This is a genomic window from Mycobacterium sp. NS-7484, from assembly GCF_001953975.1.
In the GTDB taxonomy this organism is placed as follows: domain Bacteria; phylum Actinomycetota; class Actinomycetes; order Mycobacteriales; family Mycobacteriaceae; genus Mycobacterium.
The window spans coordinates 93,151-112,647 of record NZ_MBEJ01000018.1 but is presented as its reverse complement, the minus strand read 5'-3'; the positions used below and the strand labels follow the sequence as shown (position 1 = coordinate 112,647).

The window sequence follows — 19,497 nt, the reverse complement described above, 5'->3', positions numbered from 1 at the left end:
GGGCTTTCCGGTGAATCAGATCTTTACCAGGAAGTCCGAGCTGTAGACGTCGCTGCGGATGCGCCCTGGCGCCGGCGGTCCTTCGACCACCACCCACGCCTCGGTTGCACCGTCCATCGCCGGCCCGGAGACCGTGGTGGTCGCGGTGCCGCTGGCGTCGGTGCGCAACAGACCGCCGGACACCCCGCGATCCCCGACACTGCAGGTGGCCACCGCCGAACGGGGCATCTGGATCAGCCGGACCCGGTAGTCGGTGCCCGGCCGAGCCGACTGAATGGTCACCTGCGCACTCACCTGCGAGCCATCTGAGCCGATGTGGGCGAATCCGTTGCCGCTGCCCGACCCCATCCCGTCGAGAAACAAGCCCTCGGCGAAATCACAGTTGCGGATGTGGTTCGACAGCGGCACCATCGTCGTCGCCGACGCCGGCGACGCTCCGATCCCACTCAGCACCACCACACCGATCCCAACCATGGCCATCGTGTGTCTTGCGCGCCACCTCATCGCCTGCATCCCGCCTGCTCGACGTAACCAGTGGGCCATTATTGGCACACGACGCGCGCCCAGGAGCAGCAGTTCGGCGAAATTCTCCGGCGAAAGCGGCGGATGTCAGCGCCAGCGCCTCAGTATCTCCGTGGCCCGCGCGCTCAGCGCCGCCTGCAGGAACGGTCCGAAGGTGATGCGGCCGACGCCGAGGGCGCTCAGCGCGGCGAGGTCGGCGGAATCGGGCGGAACCGTCACGCTGACCGGCAGCGGCACCGCAGACACGAAGCGCCCCAATCCATCCGGGTCGGCCAAGCCGGCCGGGAACAGCGAATCGGCACCCGCCGCCGCGGACTCGGTCAGGCGGGCGATCGCCCGGTCGACACGATCGCTCTCGTCGCCGTCCTTGCGCAGGAACAGGTCGGTGCGCGCATTGATCACCACGTGCACGCCGGCGGCGTCGGCGGCCGCACGGAGCCGGCCCACCAACTCGGCGTGCTCGGCCGGGCTGCGCAACCGCTTGCCCTCCTTGTGCACGGTGTCCTCGAGGTTGAACCCGACGGCCCCCACCTCGAGCAGACCCTCGATCAGCCGCTCCGGGGCTTCCCCGTAACCGGATTCGATGTCCACCGAGACCGGGACGTCGACCGCGTCGGTGATCTGACGCACCCGGGTCAGCAGATCGTCGAAGGACATCACCTCGCCGTCGGCCTTGCCGATCGAATCGGCCAGCGGGTGACTTCCCACGGTCAGCGCGGCGAACCCCTCGCCGAGCGCCAGCCGGGCCGACCAGGCGTCCCAGACTGTGGGCAGCACAACGGGGTTGCCCGGCTGATGCAGCGCCAGCAGCGCCGCGGCCCGGTCTTGCAACGTGGTCTCACTCATCGGTTCCTCCAGGTGCTCGAACATGTCCTGACCGGCCGCGAAGCCGTCGGGCCCAACAGTACGGCCCCGGTTCGACCGTCACTTGGACGACGAGCAGCACGCCCTTTCGGACGTGATGTGCATCACGTCCGGATCGTGATGTGGCTAGCATTGGGTGTCGTACTGTGAGCCCTGACACCTTCAGCCCGAGGAGGTCACTTGTCCACCACCACCGAGTTCGCCGAACTTCACAATCTGATCGGCGATATGCGTCGCTGCGTCACCGCGCTGGCATCGAAATACGGGGATTCCCCGGCCATGCGCCGCGTGGTCAACGATGCCGAACGGATCCTCAATGACATCGAGCGGTTGGACATCGACGCCGAAGAGTTGGAGATGCGTCACGGCGTGACCCGCCAACAACCGGCCCGCGAGAAGATCGGCATCCCCGACACCCAATACGGAAGCGAGTTCTGGCAGGACGTCGCCGACGAGGGTCTCGGCGGATACCGCTGAGCTCACGGGGCGTTTGCCGCCCGCAACAACTGAACTGAAGAAAGGGAACCGTGAGCGCACCCACCGCTGACCGTCGCGCGACCGGGGTCTTCTCGCCCACCCGAGCACAGATCCCGCAACGCACCCTACGGACCGACCGGTGGTGGCAGGCACCACTATTGACCAACCTGGGGCTCGCGGCCTTCGTCATCTATGCGACGGTCCGGGCGTTCTGGGGCAGCGCGTACTGGGTGGCCGACTATCACTATCTGACGCCCTTCTATTCACCGTGCATCAGCACGGCGTGCGCGCCCGGCTCCAGCCATCTCGGGCAATGGGTCGGCGACCTGCCCTGGTTCATCCCGATGGCGTTCATCTCACTGCCGTTCCTGTTGGCCTTCCGGCTGACGTGTTACTACTACCGCAAGGCGTACTACCGGTCGGTGTGGCAGTCACCGACCGCCTGCGCAGTCGCCGAACCCCACGCGAAATACACCGGGGAGACCCGACTTCCGCTGATCCTGCAGAACGTCCACCGGTACTTCTTCTACGTCGCGGTACTGATCTCACTGCTCAACACCTACGACGCGATCGTCGCGTTCCACTCACCGTCCGGTTTCGGATTCGGCCTCGGCAACATCATTCTGGTCGGCAACGTCATCCTGCTGTGGATCTACACGGTGTCCTGCCACTCGTGCCGCCACGTCACCGGCGGCCGGCTCAAGCACTTCTCCAAACACCCTGTGCGCTATTGGATCTGGACACAGGTGAGCAAACTCAACACCCGCCATATGCAGTTTGCCTGGATCACGCTGGGCACCTTGGTTCTCACCGACTTCTACATCATGTTGGTGGCCAGCGGCACCATCTCCGATCTCAGGTTCATTGGCTGACTCGGCCAGCCGACTTTCTTTGGCCGACAAGTACGTACACGCAAGAAGGCGAGTGGGGATTTTCATGGGCGAGTTGGAACGGCACACTTACGACGTCGTCGTGATCGGTGCCGGCGGAGCCGGACTACGCGCGGTGATCGAGGCCCGCGAACGTGGCCTGCGGGTGGCCGTGGTGACGAAATCGTTGTTCGGCAAGGCGCACACCGTGATGGCCGAGGGTGGTTGCGCCGCGGCCATGCGCAACGTCAACACCAAGGACTCCTGGCAGGTGCACTTCGGTGACACCATGCGCGGCGGCAAGTTCCTCAACAACTGGCGGATGGCCGAACTGCACGCGCAGGAAGCACCGGACCGGGTGTGGGAACTGGAGAGCTATGGCGCGTTGTTCGACCGGACCAAGGACGGCCGGATCAGCCAGCGCAACTTCGGTGGACACACCTACCCGCGGCTGGCGCACGTCGGCGACCGCACCGGCCTGGAGATCATCCGCACCCTGCAGCAGAAGATCGTCTCACTGCAGCAGGAGGACAAGGCCGAACTCGGCGACTACGAGGCGCGAATCAGGGTCTTCCACGAGTGCTCGATCACCGAACTCATCAAGGACGGGGACCGCATCGCCGGCGCGTTCGGGTACTACCGCGAAACCGGCAACTTCGTGCTGTTCGAAGCCCCGGCGATCGTGCTGGCCACCGGCGGCATCGGCAAGTCGTTCAAGGTGTCGTCGAACTCGTGGGAGTACACCGGCGACGGCCACGCCCTGGCCCTGCGCGCCGGGTCGGGCCTGATCAACATGGAGTTCATCCAGTTCCACCCGACCGGCATGGTCTGGCCGCTGTCGGTGAAGGGCATCCTGGTCACCGAAGGTGTCCGCGGTGACGGCGGGGTGCTGAAGAACTCCGAGGGCAAGCGGTTCATGTTCGACTACATCCCCTCGGTGTTCAAGGGCCAGTACGCCGAGACCGAGGAAGAAGCTGACCAGTGGCTCAAAGACAACGACTCCGCGCGCCGCACCCCTGATCTGCTCCCCCGCGACGAGGTCGCCCGCGCCATCAACTCCGAGGTGAAGGCCGGCCGCGGCTCACCCCACGGTGGCGTGTACCTCGACATCGCGTCCCGGATGCCCACCGAGGAGATCAAGCGACGCCTGCCCTCGATGTACCACCAGTTCATGGAGCTGGCCGAGGTCGACATCACCAAGGACGAGATGGAAGTCGGCCCGACCTGTCACTACGTGATGGGTGGTATCGAGGTAGATCCCGACACCGGCGGAGCCGCCACGCCCGGCTTGTTCGCCGCCGGCGAGTGCTCCGGCGGCATGCACGGCTCCAATCGGCTTGGCGGGAACTCGCTTTCGGACCTGTTGGTGTTCGGTCGGCGGGCCGGGCTCGGTGCGGCCGATTACGTGCAGAAGCTGCCGGAACGGCCCAAGGTTTCCGAGGCCGCGCTCATCGAGGCCACCGAACTGGCCTTGGCGCCCTTCGAAACACACGCCAATCCGGAGAACCCGTACACCCTGCACGCCGAGCTGCAACAGTGCATGAACGATCTGGTCGGCATCATCCGCAAGGCCGACGAGATCGAGGAGGCCCTGGCCAAGCTGGCCGAGCTGCGCACCCGGGTGCACCACGTCAGCGTCGAGGGCGGCCGCGCCTTTAACCCGGGCTGGCACCTGGCCATCGACATGCGCAACATGCTGCTGGTCAGCGAATGTGTCGCCAAAGCCGCGCTGACCCGCACCGAGAGCCGCGGCGGGCACACTCGCGACGACTATCCGGACATGGACGCCAACTGGCGCAACACCCTCCTGGTGTGCCGGGCTGCGGGTGAGGATCAAGTGGTGCCGGACGTCACGGTGACGCCCGAGTCGCAGCTGCCGATGCGGGCGGACCTGCTCGCCACGTTCGAGCTGTCCGAACTCGAAAAGTATTACACCGACCAGGAATTGGCCGAGCACCCCGATCGGAAGGGCTGAGCATGAGTGCGTATAACGCGAACCTGCGGGTGTGGCGCGGCGACGACACCGGCGGCGAACTGCAGGACTACACCGTCGAGGTCAACGACGGCGAAGTGGTGCTCGACATCATCCACCGGTTGCAGGCCACCCAAACCCCGGACCTGGCGGTGCGGTGGAACTGCAAGGCAGGTAAGTGCGGATCCTGCTCGGCGGAGATCAACGGCCGCCCACGCCTGATGTGTATGACCCGGATGTCGACGTTCGACCCGTCGGAAACCGTCACCGTGACGCCACTGCGGACATTCCCGGTGATGCGCGACCTGGTGACTGACGTGTCGTTCAACTACGAAAAGGCGCGTCAGATCCCGTCGTTCACGCCACCTAAGGATCTGCAGCCCGGCGAGTACCGGATGCAACAGGAGGACGTGGGCCGCAGCCAGGAGTTCCGCAAGTGCATCGAGTGCTTCCTGTGCCAGAACGTCTGCCACGTGGTGCGTGACCACGAGGAGAACAAGCAGGCGTTCGCCGGCCCGCGGTTCCTCATGCGGATCGCCGAGCTGGACATGCATCCGCTCGACGTCGCCGACCGCCAGGAGATGGCCCAGGACGAGTTCGGGCTGGGCTACTGCAACATCACCAAATGTTGCACCGAGGTGTGCCCGGAGAACATCAAGATCACCGACAACGCGCTGATCCCGATGAAGGAGCGTGTGGCCGACCGCAAGTACGACCCGATTGTGTGGTTGGGCAACAAGCTTTTCCGGCACAAGTAGTCACCCCGAGCGTGCGTTCAGATCGCGATCCGGCACGAATTCGCGATCTGAACGCACCGTCGGGACAAAAATTTTGGTGTACCCGCGCCAGCCCGACCGTTGTTAGGCTCAATCGACATCACGCGCGCTTCGACGGGGGATACGCATGCAGTTGTCCGGGCCTCAGCTGTCCCACGAGGATCTCCAACGCGTCGGTGGGACGGTCCAGTACCTGCAAAACGCCCTGTCGGCGAAGATCGTCGGCCAGAAGACACTGCAGCAGTCCCTGCTGATCGGGCTCATCGCCTCCGGCCATGTCCTGCTGGAAAGCGTTCCCGGACTGGCCAAGACGACAGCGGCAAAGACCCTCGCCGAGAGCCTGTCCGCCCGGTTCCAACGCATTCAGTGCACGCCGGACCTGCTGCCCAGCGATATCACCGGCGGCCAGATCTGGGACCAGAAGAACGGTGAGTTCAAGGTCTCGTTCGGCCCGGTGCACGCCAACATCGTGCTGCTCGACGAGATCAACCGGTCCTCGGCGAAAACCCAGAGCGCGATGCTGGAAGCCATGGAGGAGCGGCAGACCACGATCGGCGGAACCGTCTACCCGCTGCCGAACCCGTTCCTGGTGCTCGCGACGCAGAACCCGATCGACCAAGAAGGCACGTACCAGCTGTCCGAAGCACAGATGGACCGCTTCATGCTGAAAGACATCCTCACCTACCCCTCCCCCGACGAGGAAGAGGAAGTCATCGCCCGGATCGCCGGCGGGGTCTTCGACAACCATCCGCAAGCCGGCAACGGCCAACTCGATACGCAGCGCGTGCTGTGGCTTCAGACCATGTTCAAGCGGGTGTTCATCGACCGGTCGATCGTCAAGTACGCCAGCTACATCGTGAACGCGACCCGCCATCCCAAGAATTACCTCGAACCCCAACTCGCCGACCTCATCCAGTTCGGCGCCAGCCCCCGGGCCACCATCGCCCTGTGCCGGGCGGCCTGCGCCCACGCGCTACTGGAAGGCCGGCCCTACGCCGTGCCGGACGACGTCAAGGCGGTCGCCAAACGTGTCCTCCGACATCGCATCATCTTGAAATTCCAGGCCTCGGCTCAGGGCATCACACCCGAGTATCTGATCGACGGCATCCTGCACCGCGTGCCGACGCCGTAACGAGCCACGATGGGGGACATTCTCAACCGGGTCCGCGCCCACCTCAACTTCGACCCTCGGGCCGTGGGGATGCGGCTGCGGTCACACCGGGTCCTGGAGGGCGGCCACACCTCGCTGCAGTTCGGCCGCTCCGACGATTTCGTCGACCTGCGCGAGTACGCCATCGGTGACGATGTCCGCGACATCGACTGGAAGGCCTCGGCCCGCAACACGCACCTCGTCGTTCGTCGCTACGTCGCGGAAAAAGCCCAGGAGTTCCTGCTGATCGCCGATACTGGCGCGAACCTGCTGGCCCACGCGCCCAGCGGGGAAAGCAAACGCGACCTGGCCATCCTCTCGCTCGGCGCGGTCGGTCTGGTGGCCTCTGCGCAGGCCGACAAGATCAGCCTGGTCTACGGCGACGACCGGGGCTCGTCGATCGAGCCCGGCAAGACCGGCGAGGACCATCTCGAACAGATGCTGACCCTGCTCAGCCACCTGCGCATCGAGGTGGGCAACCCGTCCAACATCGTGCGGCAGCTCGAGTTCGTCGCCGGGACCCTCGACAAGCGCTACGCCATCTACATCGTCTGCGATCAACCCGCTGTCACACCGGATCTCGTTGCGGCGGCGATGACGGTGCGGGGCCGCAACGCGATCCACTGGATCCTGATCGAGGACCTCGACATCCTCGGCCAGCCGCATGCTGCCGACGAAGTGCTCGACGTCGCCACCGGCCGGGCCCTGCTGACGCCGTCGGTCCTCGGCGCCAAAGTGCTGGACTCCTATCGCCGGGCGGAGGCGGCCCGGATGGCCGAATGGCAGTCCTTCATCGCGCAACTCGACAGCCCGTGTGTGCGGATCTCCTCCAGCGCCGACATCGGGCCGGCCCTGTCCGCACTGTCGGAGGGGCGGTCCTGATGCACGATGCGGTCGAGTTTCTGTTTCCACCGATGCCGTACTCGGTGTGGTGGGTGATCGGCGCCGCGCTGTTGGTGTTGCTCATCATCGGTTGGATCGTCGGGGTGATCGTGTGGACGCTGCCCATCGAGGTGCTCCGGAGGATTCCCGTCATCCGCGACATCAGCTACCGGGTGCTGCGCTTCAAATTCTCCCGGTCGCTGACCAGGATCGAACAGCTGCACCATGAGGGCCGGCTGTCCACGCGTGACGCCTTCCACGAGATCAGCCGGATCTTCCGCAGTTTCATCGACTTTCGCACCGGTTTCCAAGCCCGGCGGATGACGGCGACGGATGTCGCGCACAGCCCGCTCGCCGGTCCCGCCCTCAACGTGCTGGCGATGACCTACACCGGCCAGTTCGACGAGGCCGATCCGCGGTCGGTACCCGGCGTCGTCGACGCGGCCCGGACGGCGGTGCTGACATGGGCGTGAAATGGCCCCTTCTGCTCCTGCCGATCGCCATCGCCATCGGGGTGGCGGTGTGGTACGCCATGCGGCGCACCCGCTTCGGCTGGCAGGGCGAATTGCCTTATCTGGCACGGTCATACCGGATCACGACCCTGCCCGAGTATCAACGTGCGCTGCGGCTGCACGAGCGTCTTTCCGTCGCGGCGCTGGTGTTCGCGATCGTCGCGGTGTTCATGCTGATCGGTGCCACCCTGCGCCCGACCAAAACCTACGAACCGCAGCTGGCCGGGTCGGACACCCCGAATGTCGACATCATGTTGTGCTTCGGTCCGCTCTACAACATCGGCTTGACCGACAGCTCTGCCATATCCCAGTTGATGAACATCGTGAGCGAGAAAGTGGACGGCTTCGGCAATCAGCGCATCGGGATGACCAAGGAGTTCTATCGCAACTTCCCGGTCACCTCCGACCTGCCATGGGTGTCACAACGCCTCTCCGATATCGCCAAAGTCGCCGAGGCCGCGTCGGCCAAAGACAATCCTGCGGCGGCATTTTCGTCAGACAGCGAGCTGTACAACCGCTACGCCGACGCCAGGTCGTCGATCAACGACACGATCGCGATGTGCGCGATGGGTCTTCCCGCGGTCGGCTCGGACAACGGTCGCGGCCGGGTGATCCTCTACGTGGGTGGCACCAAGAGCTACTCCGACACCCCGCCCACGTACTCCGACGGCATGCTGGCCGAGATCGTCAAGGACACAAAGATCCAGGTGAACACGATCGTGCCCGGCACCCATCCCGGCGACTTCGTGACCAAGCTGGTCAAGGAATCCGGTGGCCGCCAATACCTGTACACCGAGGTGGGCGGCATCGTCGGCGACGACGCGACACCGCGGAAGATCGACAACCAGAAAGAGGAGCTGTCGAGCGCGATCGACAAGATCCTGTCGAACCCACCGCCGTCGGCACTCGATGAGCAGCGCGAGGAACAGAAGCATCCGTTCCGATGGGACGTGCCCGACCTGCTGCTGCAGATCGCGTTGATCGCGGCTGTCGGACTTGCCGCCGCACGGCTGGGGATGCGGCTGTGAAACTCAGTGTCGCCCCGGTGTTCCCGATCTGGCTCATCGTGCTGCTCGTGCTGGTGGCCGTCGGCCTGCGGGTGACGGCCGCCATCGTCACGGCCCGGCGCCGGGGCAGGATGCCCGTCGGCCGCGAATGGCTACGGCTCACGATGGCCGTGGTGGCCATCCTGAGCCTCGGCCTGGCCGCCACCCGCCTCGGCGACGAGTCCGACGCCGAACGCCCGCCTCGGCTGACCGCCACCGCCGAGGAATCCAACATCAACGTGTTCCTGGTGATCGACCGCTCGGCCGGCATGAATGCGAACGGCTTCGGCCGTTCGGCAGGAACCGCCTACGGCGACAGCGAAACCCGACTGGAGGGCGCGATGAGAGACGCCCAGGTGGTGCTGACCAAGTATCCCGACGCCCGCTTCGCGGTCATCTCCTACGCCGACACCGCGCGCGTCGACTGGCCGATCTCCCGCGACGAGTGGAGCCTGGCGCCGTTCCTGCAGAACGTCGAACCCTACGGCGAACGATCGACCGACGGCGTGGTGGAAACCGATGTGGCGGTAGCCAATTCGCTGCTCAAAGACCAACTCAATGCAGCCTCGCGCCGGTATCCGGGATCGGCGAACCTGGTCTTCATCTTCGGTGCGGGCAGTGACACCGACGACCCGGCGTTCGACATCCCGTTGGCTCAGGTATCCGGCGGGGCGGTGTTCGGCTACGGGACCAACGACACCAAACCCCGCGTCTACGCCGGCAAGAACTATGACACCGTCGACGTGCCGCTCAACGAAGAAGCGTTGACCGCCGCGGCCGACAGTCTGGGACTTCCGTTCGAGAAACGTGAGAGCGGGCTGATCGACGCCGACGAGCTGCCCTCGGCCGTCCCGCAGGCCATCCCGGCCGACCCGATCGTTCCCAAAGTCCCGCACCCGGACCGGATCGAGTTCTACTGGTTCTTCGCCGCGATCGCCGCAGCGCTGTTCGGCGTCGAACTGTACGGGCTGGCCGGCCACTGGCTGCGGCGCCGAAGGGGGACTCTACGGAAATGACGCAGACGCTCCCACCCACCGAGTCGAGCGCGGCACCGGCGACCGAACACAAGCCGGCCTCCGCCCGACCGAGCCGCCTGCAGTTGCGGCGCACGCTTCTGCTCTGGTCGACTCCCGTGCTGGTACTGCTGCTCCTGCTGGCGGTCAAGATCGCCAGCGTCGGCATCCTCGGCAACAAGCTGCCCGGTCAGTTCGCCGCCCGCGACGACGCGGCCATGCAGAACACTCTCGAGTGGATCGATGTCGGCAACATCGGCCGAGGCTTCCGGGAGAAGCACGCCCAGGGTGACCTGCTGATGCTGCGCGGCGACGTTCCCGGCGCCTTTGAGCAGTTCAAGGCCGCACACGAACAGGAACCGAAGGCGTGCCCGCCGCGTGGCAACTTCGCCCTGATCTCCGAGAAGTTGAGCGACAACGAACTCAAACAGGGCCATTTCACCAAGGCGCGGGAGATCCTCAGCCCCGCGGTGGACGCGGCCACCGGCGACACCGGCTGCTTCACGACGTTCCCCTCCGCGAGCCCGGACGTCCGCGCGTTCGTCGGCGAAACACCCGAGCGGCTGACCAACAAGCTGGCGGCGCTCAAAGGCGGAGCGCTGACGAAGACACCCGACGGCTACGACTACAAACGTGCGCCCGGCGGCGGAATCGACTTCACCGAATCGAAGACCGGCCCCTGCCCCTATCCCGATGACGAAGCCCGCATGAAGGACTGCATCACAATGAAGGACCGGGAGGTGGCACAGAAGACGGAAGCCGCGCGCCAGGCTCAGCAGCAACAAGAGCAGGCACAGCAGCCCCCGCCGGATCCCAACCAGCCCGCGCCCGCCGATGCCCCGCCGCCGGCGCCGGCGCCAGGTCAAGGCCCAGGTCCGGGTCAGGCACCTGGCCCCGACGGACCCGTGGAATATCCCGATCACGTGGAGCTTCGTCCGGCCGACGGTCCGGGGTTCTGCGATCCGGACGGAACTCCGCTCGGCCATTTGACCGCCGCCATGTGCAGTACCGCAGGACCGCAGCCGTGACCGGGCCCAACGGGATGCCCGACCAGTGGTCATACTCGGCACCGCCAGGTGCGGCCCGTGCGCGGAAGCTGTCCCGCCGGACGATCGTCCTGGGCGGCGTGGGCGTCGCCGTCGTGGTGCTGTTGGCCGTCGCACTGGTGGCGTGGCTGGCCTGGCCGCGCACAGCGCCGATCGACCAAGCCGACGCACCGGACACGGACAGACCCCTGCTCAGCGACAAACCGCCGACGATGATCCTCAACGCGATCGATTTCGATTCGCTGTATCCGCCGGGCTACACCGAATTCGACTACACGAAGATGGACCGCGGCACGGATTCCTCCTACGACCCCGACCGCAAGTACACGTTCTCGTCCGATCCCGCGGGCTGCACGTCCGACGACGACCCGATGTACAACGCCAAGTACGACTTCGGAAGTGACGACAAAGATCCGGAACGCTACAAGGACTCCCGGATCTCGCGCTTGATGTACCCCGTCGACGATCCGGGCGGAAACAAGGAAGACAGTCAGTCCTTCTCGCTGACGGTGTTCGTGTCGAAAGATCCGACCAGCCTCGACTTCAGCCGCCAGTGGTACGAGCGCTGCAAAGGCGCCAAGGTGACCACCGTCGTCAGCAAGAACGGTCAGGTCATCGAGACCAAGACGCGGACCCTGGACCATCTGGTGACGGCCGCGCCGGAATCGGCCGCCGACGACTCCTTCGCCCTGACGACGACCGAGACCGAGGAGTGCGATTACTACGGTCTGGTCCGGGGAATGATTGTGAATGTCACGTGCCCGCCGGCTCAGAAGGACGCCGGTGCGCAGTTGTTCCGCAAAGTGATCATCGGGCTGCAGGAGGTTTGAGCCGATCCTCGAATCGGCGGGTAGGCTCGCCGGAAAGCAGCCAATCAGCCGAAATCAGCATTGAAAGGCAGCTCCATGAGCATGGGACAGATCCACAGCGTCAACGAGATCCGCACCGCGATCCGGGAACTGTCGGCCCGGGCGGAGCTGGCCCGAAAAGAGGGCCGCCCCGCCGATGCCGGAGAGATCGAGCAGCGCATCGCCAAGTACCGCGATGAGCTCGCCGCGCGGCCCTGACCCGAACGGGAAGCTCAGGCGCCGAGCTTGCGGAACGTGCTGCGGTGGAAGACGATCGGCGCCACCTCGGCGTTGACCGTGATGTCACTGACCCGCAGCACCACGATGGTGTGGTCGCCGGCGGGCACCAACTGCTCGATGGCACTCTCCAACCACACGCTCGTGCCGTGGATGAACACCGCGCCGGACTCACGTGACTCGGTCTGAAGCCCGGCGAAGCGGTCCCCGGTCTTGGCGGCCAGGGCGCGTGCCGCGGCGTCATGGGACTCCCCGAGCACACTGATCCCCAGCGACGGAAGATCCTTCAGCTTGGGCCAGGTGGTCGACGAGTTCTGCACGCAGAACGACACCAGCGGCGGGTCCAGCGACACCGGTACGAAGGTGCTGGCGGCCAAGCCGACCAGGGTGCCCTCTACCTCGGCAGCGATCGCGATGACACCGGACGGGAAGTGGCCGAACGCTTCACGCAGCGACGTCGGGCTCAATTCTGTTGCACTCATAACACCTCCATCTTCACATGTGCCGACCCACACCGCGCAGGTCCGGGTGCGGCCAGCGGGACAACGTTGGCGGAGTAAGTTGGCGCCCATCATGTGGATCACGCTCCTGGTGATGGCCGCGGCAGTCAGCCTGGAGCCGTTTCGGATCGGTATGACGATCGTGATGCTCAACCGGCCGCGTCCGCTGCTGCACTTGCTGGCCTTCCTGATCGGCGGATTCGCGATGGGCACCGCGGTCGGAGTGGTGGTGCTGTTCATCCTGCGGCCGGCACTGGGCTCGTCCCATTTCACACTGCCCAGGGTTCAGCTCGCGGTGGGAGCGGTGGCGTTGCTGGCCGCGGCCGGCCGGGCCGCCGGCCGGCCCGCGAGGATGTTCACGCCGAAACCCGATCGGGAACCCGGGCAGCTCGTGACCCGCGCCAGGCAATTGTTGGGCGGTCATTCGCTGTGGACGGCGAGCGCCGCGGGCCTCGGCATCGCCCTACCGTCGGTCGACTATCTCGCCGCGCTCGCGCTCATCGTCGCCTCGGGTGCCGCGGCCGCCACCCAGGTCGGTGCGCTGCTGCTGTTCAACGTGGTGGCATTCGGGCTCGTCGAGATCCCGCTGATTTCCTACCTGCTGGCTCCCGAGCGGACCCGCGCCGCGCTGTCAGCCCTGCACGAATGGCTTCAGACGCAACGCCACCGCAAGGTGGCCGCGGTGGTCGCCACGGTCGGTTGTGTGCTGCTGGTCGCCGGCCTCATCGGCATGTAAACAAGCTCAGGCGTCCAACCGGGCGAACTCGTCCTGCCGATACTGCTCCACGCAGGCCGCTCGTCGGATCTTGCCGCTCGTCGTCGTCGGTATCGATCCGGGCGGCACCAACACGAGGTCACCGACGTTCAAGCCGTGCGCGTTCGATATCGCCGAGGTGACCTCACTCTTGAGCCCGGTGAGCCAATGCACCGCCTCCTCCCCGCGCTTCTTGAGCTCGATGACGGTGACGAGCTTCTCCGTGCTGTTCACCGGGACGGAGATGGCCGCCACCCGGCCCCCGGTGATCTGCTGGACGGTTGCCTCGATGTCCTCGGGATAGTGGTTGCGACCGCGGATGATCAGCAGGTCCTTGATGCGCCCGACGATGAACAGGTGACCTTCGGAGACGAAACCCAGATCTCCGGTTTTCAGCCAGGGGCCCTCGACCGTGCCCGGGGTCGGGTCGACGAGAGTGGCGCCGAAGCACTGTTGCTCCTCGGCAGGCCGGCTCCAGTAACCGGACGCGACATTGTCGCCGTGCACCCAGATCTCGCCCACCACATCCGGTGGGCACTCGCGGTGGGTGTCGACGTCCACGATCCGCACGATCGGCGATTGCGGCAGCTCGTATTTGACGAGGGATGTGCCGGCCGATCGCGTCGACCGGCGGATGCGTCCCACCGACAGTTCGTCGGTGTCGAACGCCACCGCCCCCGAGGATTCGTTCCACGTGCCCGTCGCCACGAACACGGTGGCCTCGGCCATCCCGTACGACGGACGCAGCATCTCGTCACGAAAGTTGAAGTGCGCGAATCGATCTGAGAATCGTTCCAAGGTGCCCGGCTCGACCCGCTCGGCGCCGTTGATGATGCCCAGCACCCCGCCGAGGTCCAGACCCGTCAGGTCGGCGTCCTTCGTCTTGCGGGCGGCGAGATCGAAGGCGAAGTTGGGGGCGGCCGAGAAGGTATTCGGGCTCGACGCCAACGCCCGCACCCATCGGGCCGGCTGCTCCAAGAAGGCGACCGGGCTCATCAGATCAGCGGGGAATCCGCTCAGGATCGGTGCGCAGACGCCCAGTACCAACCCCATGTCGTGATAGAAGGGCAACCACGACACGACCGTGGCCTCGGCGACAGACCGGCTGAGCACGTCGGTGAAGAAACCGCGCATCAACTGCTCGAAGTTCGCCTGCAGATTGCGATGCGAGATCATCACGCCGGTCGGCAGTCGGGTCGAGCCCGAGCTGTACTGCAGATACGCCGTCGTGGGGTATTCGACCGTGTCGGTTTCGATGTCGTCATCCGCACCCGCCGGAGCATCCAGATCCAGCAAGTCGACCTCGAGGATCTTGGGCGCCGTGTCCAACCGGGATTGATCGACGTAGTCACCGACGTCCTCGGCGACCGCGGAGGTGGTCAACACCACCGCGGGCCGGGTGTCGGTGAACACCGCGCTCACCCGGTCGTGGCTGGAGCCGCGATGCGGCAGCGGAAGCGGCACCGCGATGAGCCCGGCCTGCATCGAGCCGAGGAAGGCCAGGATGTATTCCAGGCCCTGAGGGGCCAGGATCACCGCGCGGTCCCCGACGGCGGCGCTGCGCCGGATCGTGCGGGCCACACTCATCGTTCGGCGGGACAGCTGCGACCACGTCACCGTCTCGGCGACCCCGGCCGGGTCGTCGGCGTACTCGGTGAAGGTGAAGGCAATGTCGTTGGGGCGCAAGCTGGCACGGCCGTGCAGCATCGAGAGGATGGTGGACTGGGGCAGGGGCGTCGGCGTCATATCACGTCCGTACTACTCGTGGAATCCGTCGGTGTCGGTGTCAGTGCCCGCCGAGCAACGACAGGGCACCGTTGGCAATCTCGGAAATGGGGTCGGTTTGTCCACCGAACGTGGCCTCGTTGGCCGGTGCGGTGACTTCTGCGGGGTCGAAGCCGTTCACCGGATCCACCGTGACGGGAGCGGTGGCCGGATCGTCGTTACGGGAATAGCCCGCGTCGACCCGGGGCTTGAGGATCGCGTCCAGCTTGTTGAGCGTGTCCTGGTCGTAGCCGAGGTATTTGAAGGGCAACACCAGTGGCAGGTGTTCTTCGGGGACGAGGTACGTCGTCGTCGTCGCACCCTTGGAGTTCACCGTCGTCCGAATGTTCTGCGGGGGAACGTTGCTCGGGTTGGTGAAGGCGATCGCGGTGTGCCCGGTGGCCAGTCCGGCGATCGCGTTGATGACGCTCATCCAGTTGTCCGGCCGGTCCGGCCAGTCGGCGATGCTGTCGTAGGCCGAGATGAACTGATCGGTGTGGTACTGGCTTTCCACGGGGGCCGGTATCCGGTAATCCATGAACGGCACCACGCTGCCGACGGGAAAGTTCTGGGTCAGGAAGCTCTCGCCGAACGGATGCCTGGCGATCGGGTCACCGAACGTCGCGAAGGTCAGCTGATCCGGCGGCGGAGCGATCGGATCATTGACCAGGCGGGCCTTCACGGCATTGAGCACGAGCGCGCCCTCGGACAATCCCATCGCGGTTCCGTGGCCACCGCTACGGATGGCCGCGTCGAGGTTTCCCTCGCCTTCGTCGACCGATTCACCGATGCTGGGCCCGTCGAGACCGATGCCGGGATAGATCTGCTCACCGATCGCACCGATCCCGGGGAAGAAGCGTTCCAGGGTGTGGCCCTGAACCTGGCCTGCCGGGTAGTCGACCTTCACCCGCTTCATGCCGGGGAACCAGTGCTCACCGGTCATCCGGATGTATTCGTCATACGGAATCCCCAGGACGTGGGCGCCGCCCAGGGCATAGGCGGTGCCCGGGTCGGCCGGCGCGGGAGCCGGTGGGCCACCGGGGGCCCGGGTGTCGTCGGCGCTGGCCGCCCCGACACCGAAACATCCTGTGACACCGGCAGTTACCAGAACCGTGATTCCAGCGATCAGCTTCTTCATCTCTGCCCCTGCCCGCATCGCTTCGTTTCGTAGTTTCCCATACATCGCCTCGGTGCGCTTCCCGCCGCCGTCACGCGCCGGCCGCCGATCTACGCAGCGGCTTCGAGACCCCCGCGCGTGACGGCCACCAGTTCGCCCGCCCGATCAGCGTCGCGACGGCCGGCACCGTGATGGTGCGGACCACGAAGGTGTCCAGCAGAATCCCGACCCCGATGATGAACCCGCCTTGGATCACCATGCCGATGGTGGAGAACAGCAGACCGGCCATCGAGGCCGCGAAGATCAGCCCGGCCGCGGTGATCACGCCACCGGTCGAACTGAGGGTGCGAATCACGCCGAACCGCATGCTGTGTGCCGACTCGTCCCGCATTCGTGACACGAGCAGCATGTTGTAGTCGGCACCCACCGCTACCAGCACCACGAACGCCAATGGGGGCACGCTCCAGTGCAATTGCTGACCGAACAGGGATTGGAACACCAGAACCCCGATACCGAGTGCGGCGAAGTACGAGATCACCACCGAACCGACCAGGTAGAGCGGTGCGACGAGGGAGCGCAGCAGCACCATCAGGATCAGCAGCACCACGATGAGGGTCGCGATGATGATGAACCGGATGTCCTGCTGGTAGTAGTCGCGGGTGTCCCGCAGGGCGGCCGGGAAACCGCCCATCGAGATCGAGGCGTCGGCCAGCGTCGTGTTGGGTTGGGCGCCGCGGGCGATGTCCTGGATCTCGTTGACCTGGTCCATCGCCTCGGAACTGAACGGGTTGAGCTTGGTCTGCACCAGATACCGCACCGAGCGGCCGTCCGGCGAGACGTAGGCCGCGGAAGCCTTCTTGAACTCGTCGAGGCCCAGTACCTCGGGCGGAATGTTGAACCCCGCCTGCGCCGGGTCCGCAGCCTCGTTGCGCATGGACAGCAGGAATGACGAGGCCTGGTCCAACCCGGCCGAGATCACCTTGATCTGCTTGACGAGTTCGTCGACGCCGCCGGCCACCTCGCGGCTCCCCCCGGCCAGGCGGTTGGCCCCTTGCTGCAGATCCCGCAGACCTGCCTGCGGGCCGCCGGGCTTGTTCAGCCCCATGGTGCCGACGGCCTTGCTGACACTGGCCAGGGCCTTGTTCAGCTTGGTGACCGTGGCGTTGAGGGTCTGCTTGTCACCGACACCTTGGAGTTGATGCGCCAGGTCGTTGATCTGGTCGAGGCTGCCGTCGTTGTTGGCATCCATCAGCCGCTGGAACTGGATGCGGGTCTCACTGCACGACGGGTTGCTGTCGCAGACCGTGTTGTTCTGCAGCGCCGCCAACACCGGGCCGATCCAGGCGAACATGTTCTTGACCGCGGAGAAGTTGTAGCCCATCGAATTGGACAGCGCGTTGATGCTGTCGACGAGCTTGGCCGCGACCTCGACATCATGGACCAGCTTGTCGCCGCCGTATTCGGTTCGCACCGAGGAGAAGGTGTCGACCAGGCTCTGCAGACTGGGCGCGATCTGGTTGATCTGGGTGCGTACGTCGGCCAGGCTGCCGGCCAGCGTGTTGGCACCGGCCGCCAGCCGGTTCAGGTCACCGCTGCGCTGGTCGATCTGATCGGACCCGTCAGCGAGCCGGGTCCCGACGATGCCGGCCTGGAACGTGGCCCGGAATTCCCGGGGCACCTCGCCCAGGGGGCGGGTGATGCCGCTGACCAGGCCGACGTCGGGCAGCTGCGCGACGCGCGAGGCGAGCTGTTCCAGGTCCGCCAGAGCACGCGGGGTACGGAGATCGTGCGGCGATTGGATCAGGATGTATTCGGGGATGGACTGTGCGATCGGGAAGTGGCGTTCCACGGCGGCATAACCGATCGAACTCGGCGCATCTGCCGCCACAACCTTGCGGTCGTCGTAGTTGTACTGCGCGAAGATCGCGGCACCGGCCAACAGCGCCAACACCAGCAGGCTGGCGACCAGGTGCGGCACCGGCCGGCGCACGATGCGGATACCCGAACGGCGCCAGAACCGGGAGGTCAGCTCCCGCCGCGGCTTGACCCAGCCGCGCGGCCCGACGAGCACCAGGATGGCCGGGAGCAGCGTCAGCCCAGCCAGGTAGGCGACGCCGATCCCGATCGCCGCCGATGTGCCCACGGTGCGGAACACACCCATCTTGGTGAAGCTCAACAGCAGAAACGTCAGCCCGACCGTCGCCGCCGAAGCGGTGATCACCTTCCCGATCGAGGCCATCGCCGCCCGGACGGCCTCGTCGAAATCCTTCCCCAACCGCAGATAGTCGTGATAGCGGCTGATCAGGAACACCGCGTAATCCGTCCCCGCGCCGGCCATGATCGCGCTGAGGAACACAACCGATTGATTCGACACTCCGGCCCCGGTGAGGTGGGAGAAGCCGGCCACCAGGGACTGTGCGATGAGCAGTGAGGATCCGATGGTCACCAACGGCAGCAGCATCGTGACGGCGCTGCGATAGACCAGTAGCAGTACGGCAAGGACCAGGACGGCGATCGCGATCTCGATCGGCAGCCGATCGTGTTCACCCGCGACGGTGAGGTCCGCGGCGGTGGCCGCGGGACCGGTCAGGTGCACGGCGAGTGGACTGCCTGCGGTACTGCGTTCGACGACCTCGGAAACCCGGTTGAACGATTCGATCGCCCGCGGGGTGCCCAACTCCCCCTTGAGGCCGACCGGCAACACCCAGGTGGTCTTGTCCTTGCTCGTCAGGAACGGACGCAACTGCGGGGTGGCGACGAAATCCTGCACGCTCACCACGTCGGCCTGGTCGTCGCGCAACGCGTCGACCAGCTTGCGGTACACCGCCTCGTCGTCCGGCTTGAGGCCGTCCTCGTTGATCAGCGCCACCAACAGCAGGTCGTCGTTGCCCGGTTCGTGGAACGCCTCGGTCATCTTCGCCGCGGTGACACTCGACGGTGCGTCAGCGGGCAGGATGGTCAGCGGATGCTTCTCGGCCATCGCACCCAACGACGGGAATGACAGCGGCAGGGCAACCAGCAATGTGGCCCAGACCCCGATGACCACCCACGGCCATCGCACCACCAGGTCAGCTAGCCGTCGCATGTCACCCTCACCTTCGCCCCGAAGGTGAGGCCGAGCAGAAAATCCTTGACCATGAACAACGCT

19 protein-coding genes are annotated in these 19,497 nt (G+C 65.7%); 13 read left to right on the top strand and 6 right to left on the bottom strand.

Annotation, left to right across the window (positions count from 1 at the left end; all coding sequences use genetic code 11):
* Window positions 1-15 precede the first annotated feature (15 nt).
* Both A5733_RS03945 and A5733_RS03940 read right to left on the bottom strand, forming a co-directional pair.
* Window positions 16-480 carry a hypothetical protein gene (locus A5733_RS03945; protein WP_083665981.1) on the bottom strand — a complete coding sequence of 155 codons (465 nt, stop codon included), beginning with the start codon at window positions 478-480 and terminating at the stop codon, window positions 16-18.
* Window positions 481-609: 129 nt separating this feature from the next.
* Window positions 610-1,368, bottom strand: a complete 759-nt coding sequence (locus A5733_RS03940; protein WP_076239232.1) for an isocitrate lyase/phosphoenolpyruvate mutase family protein — start codon at window positions 1,366-1,368, stop codon at window positions 610-612.
* Window positions 1,369-1,566: 198 nt separating this feature from the next.
* Here A5733_RS03940 and A5733_RS03935 point away from each other — a divergent pair, with 198 nt between their 5' ends.
* The 12 genes from A5733_RS03935 (at window position 1,567) to A5733_RS26935 (ending at window position 12,196) form a co-directional block, all read left to right on the top strand.
* A complete protein-coding gene (locus tag A5733_RS03935; protein ID WP_067775791.1) occupies window positions 1,567-1,863 on the top strand; it encodes a hypothetical protein in 297 nt (98 codons plus the stop codon).
* A gap of 50 nt (window positions 1,864-1,913) precedes the next feature.
* Window positions 1,914-2,735 (top strand): hypothetical protein, encoded by an 822-nt coding sequence (locus tag A5733_RS03930; protein ID WP_076239157.1) that lies wholly within the window; start codon window positions 1,914-1,916, stop codon window positions 2,733-2,735.
* A 64-nt stretch (window positions 2,736-2,799) separates the two neighbouring features.
* Window positions 2,800-4,707: a fumarate reductase/succinate dehydrogenase flavoprotein subunit gene (locus A5733_RS03925; protein ID WP_076239231.1), complete on the top strand. Its 1,908-nt coding sequence runs from the start codon at window positions 2,800-2,802 to the stop codon at window positions 4,705-4,707.
* Between the two features lie 2 nt (window positions 4,708-4,709).
* Window positions 4,710-5,462: a succinate dehydrogenase/fumarate reductase iron-sulfur subunit gene (locus tag A5733_RS03920; RefSeq protein WP_076239156.1), complete on the top strand. Its 753-nt coding sequence runs from the start codon at window positions 4,710-4,712 to the stop codon at window positions 5,460-5,462.
* Between the two features lie 145 nt (window positions 5,463-5,607).
* The gene (locus tag A5733_RS03915; protein ID WP_067775800.1) at window positions 5,608-6,612 is read left to right on the top strand and encodes a MoxR family ATPase; all 1,005 of its coding nucleotides are present in this window, start codon (window positions 5,608-5,610) and stop codon (window positions 6,610-6,612) included.
* A gap of 9 nt (window positions 6,613-6,621) precedes the next feature.
* Entirely contained in the window at window positions 6,622-7,512 is an 891-nt protein-coding gene (locus A5733_RS03910) for a DUF58 domain-containing protein (RefSeq protein WP_076239155.1), read from the top strand.
* The gene (locus A5733_RS03905) at window positions 7,512-7,985 is read left to right on the top strand and encodes a hypothetical protein (protein ID WP_076239154.1); all 474 of its coding nucleotides are present in this window, start codon (window positions 7,512-7,514) and stop codon (window positions 7,983-7,985) included. The genes A5733_RS03910 and A5733_RS03905 overlap by 1 nt, the downstream gene beginning before the upstream one ends.
* Window positions 7,976-9,052 (top strand): hypothetical protein, encoded by a 1,077-nt coding sequence (locus A5733_RS03900; protein WP_076239153.1) that lies wholly within the window; start codon window positions 7,976-7,978, stop codon window positions 9,050-9,052. Before A5733_RS03905 ends, A5733_RS03900 begins: the two co-directional genes overlap by 10 nt.
* The gene (locus A5733_RS03895; protein WP_076239152.1) at window positions 9,049-10,086 is read left to right on the top strand and encodes a VWA domain-containing protein; all 1,038 of its coding nucleotides are present in this window, start codon (window positions 9,049-9,051) and stop codon (window positions 10,084-10,086) included. Before A5733_RS03900 ends, A5733_RS03895 begins: the two co-directional genes overlap by 4 nt.
* Window positions 10,083-11,111 (top strand): hypothetical protein, encoded by a 1,029-nt coding sequence (locus A5733_RS27650; protein WP_076239151.1) that lies wholly within the window; start codon window positions 10,083-10,085, stop codon window positions 11,109-11,111. The genes A5733_RS03895 and A5733_RS27650 overlap by 4 nt, the downstream gene beginning before the upstream one ends.
* Entirely contained in the window at window positions 11,108-11,959 is an 852-nt protein-coding gene (locus A5733_RS03885) for a hypothetical protein (protein WP_076239150.1), read from the top strand. Before A5733_RS27650 ends, A5733_RS03885 begins: the two co-directional genes overlap by 4 nt.
* Before the next feature lie 75 nt (window positions 11,960-12,034).
* Complete coding sequence (locus A5733_RS26935; RefSeq protein ID WP_142253790.1) at window positions 12,035-12,196, top strand: hypothetical protein; 162 nt, start codon at window positions 12,035-12,037, stop codon at window positions 12,194-12,196.
* A 14-nt stretch (window positions 12,197-12,210) separates the two neighbouring features.
* On the opposite strand, the gene A5733_RS03880 is transcribed toward A5733_RS26935, so the two are convergent.
* Window positions 12,211-12,696 carry a flavin reductase family protein gene (locus A5733_RS03880; protein WP_067775820.1) on the bottom strand — a complete coding sequence of 162 codons (486 nt, stop codon included), beginning with the start codon at window positions 12,694-12,696 and terminating at the stop codon, window positions 12,211-12,213.
* 91 nt (window positions 12,697-12,787) lie between these two features.
* Between A5733_RS03880 and A5733_RS03875 the strand changes: the two genes are divergently transcribed.
* Window positions 12,788-13,450, top strand: coding sequence for a GAP family protein (locus A5733_RS03875; RefSeq protein ID WP_076239149.1), 663 nt, complete (start codon window positions 12,788-12,790; stop codon window positions 13,448-13,450).
* A gap of 6 nt (window positions 13,451-13,456) precedes the next feature.
* Here A5733_RS03875 and A5733_RS03870 read toward each other — a convergent pair whose 3' ends face one another.
* The 3 genes from A5733_RS03870 to A5733_RS03860 form a co-directional block, all read right to left on the bottom strand.
* The gene (locus A5733_RS03870) at window positions 13,457-15,199 is read right to left on the bottom strand and encodes an AMP-binding protein (RefSeq protein ID WP_197508395.1); all 1,743 of its coding nucleotides are present in this window, start codon (window positions 15,197-15,199) and stop codon (window positions 13,457-13,459) included.
* 55 nt (window positions 15,200-15,254) lie between these two features.
* Window positions 15,255-16,370, bottom strand: a complete 1,116-nt coding sequence (pe, locus tag A5733_RS03865) for an acyltransferase PE (RefSeq protein WP_076239148.1) — start codon at window positions 16,368-16,370, stop codon at window positions 15,255-15,257.
* A 70-nt stretch (window positions 16,371-16,440) separates the two neighbouring features.
* A complete protein-coding gene (locus A5733_RS03860; protein WP_076239147.1) occupies window positions 16,441-19,434 on the bottom strand; it encodes an RND family transporter in 2,994 nt (997 codons plus the stop codon).
* Window positions 19,435-19,497: the final 63 nt, after the last annotated feature.

Coding starts and splice junctions, on each gene's coding strand:
- A5733_RS03860 (WP_076239147.1), bottom strand. CDS start 19,434: ATGCGACGGCTAGCTGACCTGGTGGTGCGATGGCCGTGGGTGGTCATC.
- pe (WP_076239148.1), bottom strand. CDS start 16,370: ATGAAGAAGCTGATCGCTGGAATCACGGTTCTGGTAACTGCCGGTGTC.
- A5733_RS03905 (WP_076239154.1), top strand. CDS start 7,512: ATGCACGATGCGGTCGAGTTTCTGTTTCCACCGATGCCGTACTCGGTG.
- A5733_RS03875 (WP_076239149.1), top strand. CDS start 12,788: ATGTGGATCACGCTCCTGGTGATGGCCGCGGCAGTCAGCCTGGAGCCG.
- A5733_RS03925 (WP_076239231.1), top strand. CDS start 2,800: ATGGGCGAGTTGGAACGGCACACTTACGACGTCGTCGTGATCGGTGCC.
- A5733_RS03945 (WP_083665981.1), bottom strand. CDS start 480: ATGGCCATGGTTGGGATCGGTGTGGTGGTGCTGAGTGGGATCGGAGCG.
- A5733_RS26935 (WP_142253790.1), top strand. CDS start 12,035: ATGAGCATGGGACAGATCCACAGCGTCAACGAGATCCGCACCGCGATC.
- A5733_RS03880 (WP_067775820.1), bottom strand. CDS start 12,696: ATGAGTGCAACAGAATTGAGCCCGACGTCGCTGCGTGAAGCGTTCGGC.
- A5733_RS03900 (WP_076239153.1), top strand. CDS start 7,976: ATGGGCGTGAAATGGCCCCTTCTGCTCCTGCCGATCGCCATCGCCATC.
- A5733_RS03940 (WP_076239232.1), bottom strand. CDS start 1,368: ATGAGTGAGACCACGTTGCAAGACCGGGCCGCGGCGCTGCTGGCGCTG.
- A5733_RS27650 (WP_076239151.1), top strand. CDS start 10,083: ATGACGCAGACGCTCCCACCCACCGAGTCGAGCGCGGCACCGGCGACC.
- A5733_RS03920 (WP_076239156.1), top strand. CDS start 4,710: ATGAGTGCGTATAACGCGAACCTGCGGGTGTGGCGCGGCGACGACACC.
- A5733_RS03915 (WP_067775800.1), top strand. CDS start 5,608: ATGCAGTTGTCCGGGCCTCAGCTGTCCCACGAGGATCTCCAACGCGTC.
- A5733_RS03910 (WP_076239155.1), top strand. CDS start 6,622: ATGGGGGACATTCTCAACCGGGTCCGCGCCCACCTCAACTTCGACCCT.